3 protein-coding genes are annotated in these 6,816 nt (G+C 52.1%); 2 read left to right on the top strand and 1 reads right to left on the bottom strand.

Annotation, left to right across the window (positions count from 1 at the left end):
• The first annotated feature begins 11 nt into the window (after positions 1 to 11).
• Together HMPREF0860_RS03580 and HMPREF0860_RS03575 are read left to right on the top strand one after the other, a co-directional pair.
• Positions 12 to 1,730: a DNA repair helicase XPB gene (locus tag HMPREF0860_RS03580; RefSeq protein WP_021329250.1), complete on the top strand. Its 1,719-nt coding sequence runs from the start codon at positions 12 to 14 to the stop codon at positions 1,728 to 1,730.
• The gene (locus HMPREF0860_RS03575; protein ID WP_021329264.1) at positions 1,724 to 3,847 is read left to right on the top strand and encodes a helicase-associated domain-containing protein; all 2,124 of its coding nucleotides are present in this window, start codon (positions 1,724 to 1,726) and stop codon (positions 3,845 to 3,847) included. The genes HMPREF0860_RS03580 and HMPREF0860_RS03575 overlap by 7 nt, the downstream gene beginning before the upstream one ends.
• 171 nt (positions 3,848 to 4,018) lie before the next feature.
• On the opposite strand, the gene HMPREF0860_RS14095 is transcribed toward HMPREF0860_RS03575, so the two are convergent.
• Positions 4,019 to 6,816, bottom strand: a 2,798-nt coding sequence (locus tag HMPREF0860_RS14095) for a leucine-rich repeat domain-containing protein (protein WP_021495494.1), incomplete at its 5' end; no start/stop codon positions are given.

Here is a 6,816-nt window from a genome sequence, read left to right as displayed (position 1 = left end):
AATATACTGTTATGCAAAACGATAAGCCGCTCATCGTTCAAAGCGACAAAACTCTCCTGCTCGACGTTCACGCGCCGAAAGCCGACGAATGCCGGAACGATTTGATTCCGTTCGCGGAGCTTGAGCGTTCGCCCGAATATTTGCATACGTATCGTTTGACGCCGCTGTCGCTGTGGAATGCGGCGAGTGCGGGTTTTACGGCTGACGATATCGCGGCGGTTTTGAAAAGGTACAGCCGCTTCGACGTGCCGCAGGCGGTTATCGTATGGATGCGTGAAACGGCGGAGCGCTTCGGAAAGTTGAGGCTCGTCGCTTCTCCTTCTTCGGACGCGGAAGAATATCTCAAACTCGAAACGGATTCAGAGCGCATCTACCGCGAACTGTGCGCAAACCGCGGGCTTGCAAAATATTTATCAATCGATGAAGACGGCGGCCGTTGCTTCCGTGTCCGCCTTACCGACCGCGGCACGGTAAAGCAGGAATTGATAAAGACGGGCTGGCCGGTAAAAGACGAAGTGCCGCTTGCAGACGGAGAAGCGCTCGACATCCACCTGCAGAAAACGACGTCGAACGGCTCTCCGCTTGTCGTCCGCGAATACCAGATTGAAGCGGCGAAAGCGCTCGTCGGGGACAAAGGCCCCGGCACGGGATTCGGCACGATCGTGCTTCCGTGCGGCGCCGGCAAAACGATCGTCGGCATGCAGATCATGGACATGCTCAAAACGAGTACGCTCATCGTTACGACGAATATCACGGCCGTCCATCAGTGGATTGCGGAACTCATCGACAAAACGAATCTCACTGCGGACGATATCGCCGAATACACGGGCGAAGAAAAGTCGATTAAGCCGGTGACCGTCGCGACGTATCAGATATTGACGTGGCGGCCGGAAAAAGACGGACCTTATCCGCACTTTTCTCTGTTTCGAAAACGAGCGTGGGGATTGATACTCTACGACGAAGTGCATATGCTGCCCGCTCCCGTTTTTCGCGTCGTTGCGGAATTGCAGGCGGTGCGCCGCGTGGGGCTGACGGCGACGCTCGTGCGGGAAGACGGCTGCGAAAGCTACGTGTTCAGCCTCGTCGGGCCGAAGCGTTACGACGTTCCGTGGAAAGAACTCGAACAGTCCGGCTGGATCGCCTCTGCGGAGTGCATCGAAGTGCGTCTCGATTTGGATGCCGATGAAGAGATCCGATACGCCGTCGCAAACGCGCGCACGAAGCATCGCATCGCAAGCGAAAATCCGATAAAGGATCGGGCCGTACGGGAAATTATCGATCGTTTTCCTAAGGATAAAATCCTCGTCATAGGCCAATACATCGACCAGCTCGAAAAGCTCGCGCGTATGCTGCACGCTCCGATCATCACCGGAAAGACGCCCGTATCCGAACGCGATGCGATTTACGGCGAGTTCCGCAGCGGCAAACTGCACGTACTCGTAGTGTCGAAAGTCGCAAACTTTGCGATCGATCTGCCTGACGCGTCGCTCGCGATTCAAGTGTCGGGCACTTTCGGAAGCCGTCAGGAAGAAGCACAGCGGCTCGGGCGCATACTCAGACCGAAAGAACGCACGGCACGTTTTTTTACACTCATCACGCGGAACACGGTCGAAGAGGACTTCGGTGCAAACCGGCAGAAATTTCTCGCCGAACAGGGATATTCCTACCGCATCGTCAGGTATCGCGACGAAAGCGATTTCGATGAAATCACTGAAGAGGGCCTATGTTGAACGAATCCGATAAAAAACGGCGCACGGCTTTATGGCAAGCCTCTCTTGCGATGCTCCCCGACAGCCGCTTTTTCGATATACTGCGCGCCTATCTCGGAAAAATAAAAACGCCGTACAACAAACAAAACCTCATCGAACAGCTGTCTTCTTTTTTTTGCAGGGAGCAAAACAGAAAAAATCTCCTCGCCCTGCTCGACGACTTCGACGAAAAAATCATCGCTGCCCTCATCCTCATCCCCGAAGCGACGCAAAAAAAGCTTTCGGATTTTTTTTCCGGAGAATACGTTTCTTCGGAAATTGCCGCACGGATTTCAAATCTCACCGATAGATTAATAATTTATAAAGACGAATCGGACAAAGACTGCTCCGAACGTCTGCATATAAATCCGCTGCTTGAAGATTTGCTTGCTCCTCGTATCGATATCGCGCGCATTATCCCCGAAGCGCAGTACGCATCCCGCACGGAAGGCGGAAGCTTTTCGATTTCGCCCGAATTTATCGCCTCCGTCGTTTGCTATATTGCCGAAAAGCCGGATCTTTGCAAAGCTGACGACAGTTTAAAAAAAATCGATGCGGCGCACTTGAAAACAGTGTTCGCCTGCGGAACCGCCCCCGTTCAAACGCTCATTACCGCATTATTGAATTTGTCGCTCGTCAAACGAAACGAAAACGGCATATCCGTCGATTACGCGCGATTGCTTTCGTTCGCGGAGCTTTTTCCGAAAAAGCAATACGCATACCTTGCGGCTGCATCAAGCGCTTCGCTCGATCGGGAAGGACTCCGCTCGTACGCCGAACTCGTTCTCGACCTTGCTGCATCCCTTCCCGGTTCAGGCGTTACGAAACGCACCCTCCTCAGATGTATGTCGCTGCTCGGAAGTTCCGAACGGACGCAAAGCCGTTTCCGTGCGCTCATCGATCGGTCGCACGGCAAAGGCGACGACGGAAGCGATGCGCGGCCGCCTTTTGAACGCATCGTCGATGCTGCGGAAACGTTCGGTCTCTTTTCCGTCGCCGGAAAGACGAAAGAAGGAGATGCGATTTACCGCGTCGGAAAAGCGTTTTCGGATGAAGAAAAAGCGAATACGAGCGCACGATTCGTTTCGATCAATTCGGGCTTTACGGTCAGGCTTTTGCCGGGGCTCCCGCTCAAAACGCTTTTGCCGCTGTCGATTTTTTTGCGCGTCGTCAATTTCGATACGACGGTCGAATTCGAAATCGATAAAGCGTCGGTGATCCGAGCCTTCGATTTCGGATACACGGCCGAGACGATCTGCTCGCTGCTCGAAAAATACGCCTCGCACGGCATTCCGCAAAATCTCCGCGTCAGCATCGAAGACTGGCAGCAGCTCTATTCGTCGGCGATTTTGTATACGGGCTACGTTTTAAAGCTCGACGAAAAGAATTCGAAGCTCATCGAAAAAAATCCTAAGGCGGCACGCTTTATTCAAACAAAATTGGCGGAGGGAATCTATCTCTTGAACATTCGGAACGATGAAGATGCGGCGGCATTCGGTAAAGAGGCGGGCTTCGATTGCATCGGAAAAATCAATAATCTCGACGCAGAGCAACGAAGTATCGAATCATCCGCACGAACGAAAAGCGACGCAGCCGACCGTACGCCGCCGTCATTTCCGCCGATCGGAAGCGGTGAAAACCGATTCAAAGACATTCGGAAAAAGAACGCCGCCCGCCCCGAAAAAAAACAGCGCGACAAACTGCTTTCGGATCTGCACCGCACGCTCGCTTCGCTCGATCTTTCCAAAGCGCAAAAAGAAAATCTTTCAGCCCGAATAAACAATAAAATCATTTTGTCGGCGGAACAGCTCGGCAAAGATACCGTTCGCTCCGAAGGTGCCGAAGCGGGCGGCATGGATTTTCTCGGCAAAGTGCGTCTCGTTGAAAGCGCGATCGCATCCGGCGACATGATCGAAGTGCGTATGCCGAAAACGGACGGTTCGGCAAAACTCGAAACGATTTTGTGTACGCCGCTTTCGCTTTCAAAAGCGAGCGGAGACGCGGAAACGACCGTGCGTATCGAAGCGACAAAAAAAACGGCGACGCTTTCCGTCGGCAGAGCCGCCAATATAAAACTTATTAAGACTTCGATTTTTTAATAAACATACCCCGATGCAAAACAATAAAGTCGCCGGCCGGCAATTGCCCCCTCGCACAAAAAAACCGCCCAAAAGCCGGAGTTTCCTCCAACTTGAAAGCGGTCAATCCGTTTTTCAATGTGTAATTGAATTAACAATTATACATTACCAATTAAAACCATTACCCGTTCCTCATGGCGTTATTGCCACAATCGTCTGGAAGTCTTTCCAGCCTTCTGCGGTTCGGTAGGCGCTTTCGGTGCCGGAAGGCACTTTAAGCGTTGCGGATGCGATGGGCGTGCTTCCGCCAAACACATTACCGCCCGCTGCAATATCCGGCGGGGTTGCCGCTCTGCACGTTACCGTTGTCAGGGCAGGACAGTTAGAAAAGGAATACCAGGTTATCTGTTTAAGTGTTGAAGGCAGTTCGACTGATGCCAAATTATTACAGCTCGAAAGACAGTAGCCGTCAAGAGCTTTTACGTTTTCCGGCACAACCATCGAAGTCACTTTTAAGTCGTTCATTGAATTATCGCCGATAAATTCCAACGAGGTCGGCAGCACAAGCGTTGCAATGTTGGGGCAGCCGGTAAATACATAGGCTTCAATACGCTTTAAGCTGCCGGGCAGCGTAACCGATGTCAATGCGGGAACATCTCTAAAAGACCCTCTTTCCAACTTTATTACGCCTGGAGGAACGGAGTAAGAAGCATCCGTTTTAGCGCGCGGATACCAAAGGAGTACGGTTTTATTGTTATTATCATTGTTAAAGAGCACGCCGTCTTGGGAAGAAAGGTAAGCATTATCGGGTGCGACCGTTACACTTTGCAGGGTAGTTCCCCAGTAGCCAAGTTCCTCTACGCCCGTTACCGTGTAGGTTACGCTGTTGTGTATAACCTCTTTCGGTATGGCAAGCGTTGTTCCCGTGTACGGCGGAGGAGTTCCGGGACCTGTCTTGGCAGTTACGCTCACCTTTCGCTGGCCTGGAGTTTTATCCGTTACATGGTAGCGCACGCCGCCTTCTGCAAAGTAGTCGGGTATGACGACGGCGGGCGTTACGGTAATGGTACCTGAAAGAGCGGTTTGTCCGCTTAACGTATCGGTTATCCGTATTTTCGTTGTACCGGCGTTGATGCACGTTACCGTGATGTTGCCGTGACTGTTCAGTGTTGCCGTACCGAGAGTGATGATGCCCGCTGTTTCGGGAACTGCCGTGTAGCTGCCCGATCCTGCCGTTACCAGCTTATAGGTGAAGCTTTGTCCCATCTCCTTGGTAAACTCCTGATCGCTCAGCGCGAGATCGGCTCCCGTATATTTAAACTTTACTTTGATGTCGGCATTCGCCGTTACGCTGTGGTTGTACGTTGTGTTTGTTCCCGCTTCGGTTATGTCGCTGCCGCCGTTTGTCCACTTGTCTACGGCAAAATTGGTGTTGGCGGGTGTCGCAGTAAAGACGACGGTTTTACCCTGTTCCACTTTATTGCCCGAACCGATTCCGGTACCGTCAACTTTTGCTTTGAGCGTGCCGTGTCCGCCATCTACGCCGAAATTGATAGTATAAAGCAGCGCCCAGTTTGCGGTATATTCCGCATTTGCAGCGGGGAAGACCGGAGTTGAAGGCAGTGCGGGATTCCATCCTTTAAAAACGGAATCCGCTTTTACGGGATCGGCGGGAACTTCCAAAGCTGTGCCGTATTTGCCGGATTTTACGACATCGTCCGTATTGCCTGCAATGTTACCGCCTGTAAGTTTAAAGGTTACGTTCACCGTATTGCGCTCGTAATAGAGTTCTACAACGGTACTGCCGTCGGCGGCTATCGTGCCGGCTGTCTGTACGATTCCGTTTACTTTGGTGAGAGCGGAATTGTAGGTAAAGCCATCGTAGGCTCCGCCGGTTTTCGGCGTGTATACGACGGGGTCTCCCGATGTGCCGCTTTTATTTTCGCTTTCCGTCGGCTCTGCAGGATAGTTCCCGTCCGTTCCTTCCTGATAGTGCTTTACCGTATACGAAGCTTCGCCGGGCGGAAGCGCTTCAAAGCTCACCTTTACGTCGGCCGCTTTGGTAACGGTGAAGGCATAAGAATTCGTCGTGTTGCCCGGAACGGCAACGCCGTCTGCCTTCCATTCCTTTACTTTGTAACCGGAGCTGGGATTTGCCGTAAAGGTTACCGTTTTGCCCTTTTCGACGCTTATGGGACTCGTCTCCGTTTCCGTAACTCCGTCCGCCTTCGCTTTAAGCGTGCCGTTCCCGCCTTCTACGCTGAAAGTAATTTTAGTAAGCGCTTTCCACTGTGCAGTGTGTGTGCCGTCTTCGGCAGGGAACGTTGCGGGAAGAGGCGGTGTCCAGCCGTCAAAGGCATAGCCTGCTTTTGTCGGGTCCGCTACCGTTACAGGTGCTTCAAACCTGCCTTTAAGTTTGCCGTCAGTAAGAGGTGTAGTCGTGCCGCCTCCGTCCAAATTAAGACTAAGACTGATTTCTTTTCTGTCGTAATAAACTTTTACTACTGTTGTGCCGTCTTCGGCTATCGTTTTTTGAATTATGGGTTTTGCATTAAAGCCTTCATAGGTTTTGGCCTCTGCTTGAGTGTTTTCAGCCGGCTTGCCGTACTTGGTTTCTTCTTCCGCCTTAGTGTACTCATCGCCCGTAACGTTTTGCTTATGGTGCTCTACGGTATACTTAACGGTTCCTGCAGGCTTGGCCTTAAAACTCACCTTTACCGTTACGGCTGCCGTTACTGTCACTTTTGCAGTATTGTTACCTTCCGTACCGGTACCGCTTTCAAAGCTGCCGTGTGAAACCGACCACTTGTCTACGACAAAATCGTCATTCTTCTTTGCCGTAAAGGTTACGATTTTGCCCTTTTCGACTGCATCACCCGAATTGATTTCGGTGCCCCCGACTTCTGCTTTGAGCGTGCCGTTCCCCCCGTCTACACCGAAGGTTACGGCGAACGACGTGGGCGGGGTTCCGCCTCCGTCCGAACCGCTGT

Source organism: Treponema socranskii subsp. socranskii VPI DR56BR1116 = ATCC 35536, assembly GCF_000468115.1.
GTDB classification, from domain to species: Bacteria; Spirochaetota; Spirochaetia; order Treponematales; family Treponemataceae; genus Treponema_D; species Treponema_D socranskii.
Note: the sequence above shows the minus strand (reverse complement) of the source record. Positions and strands in the feature narration are given on the sequence as shown.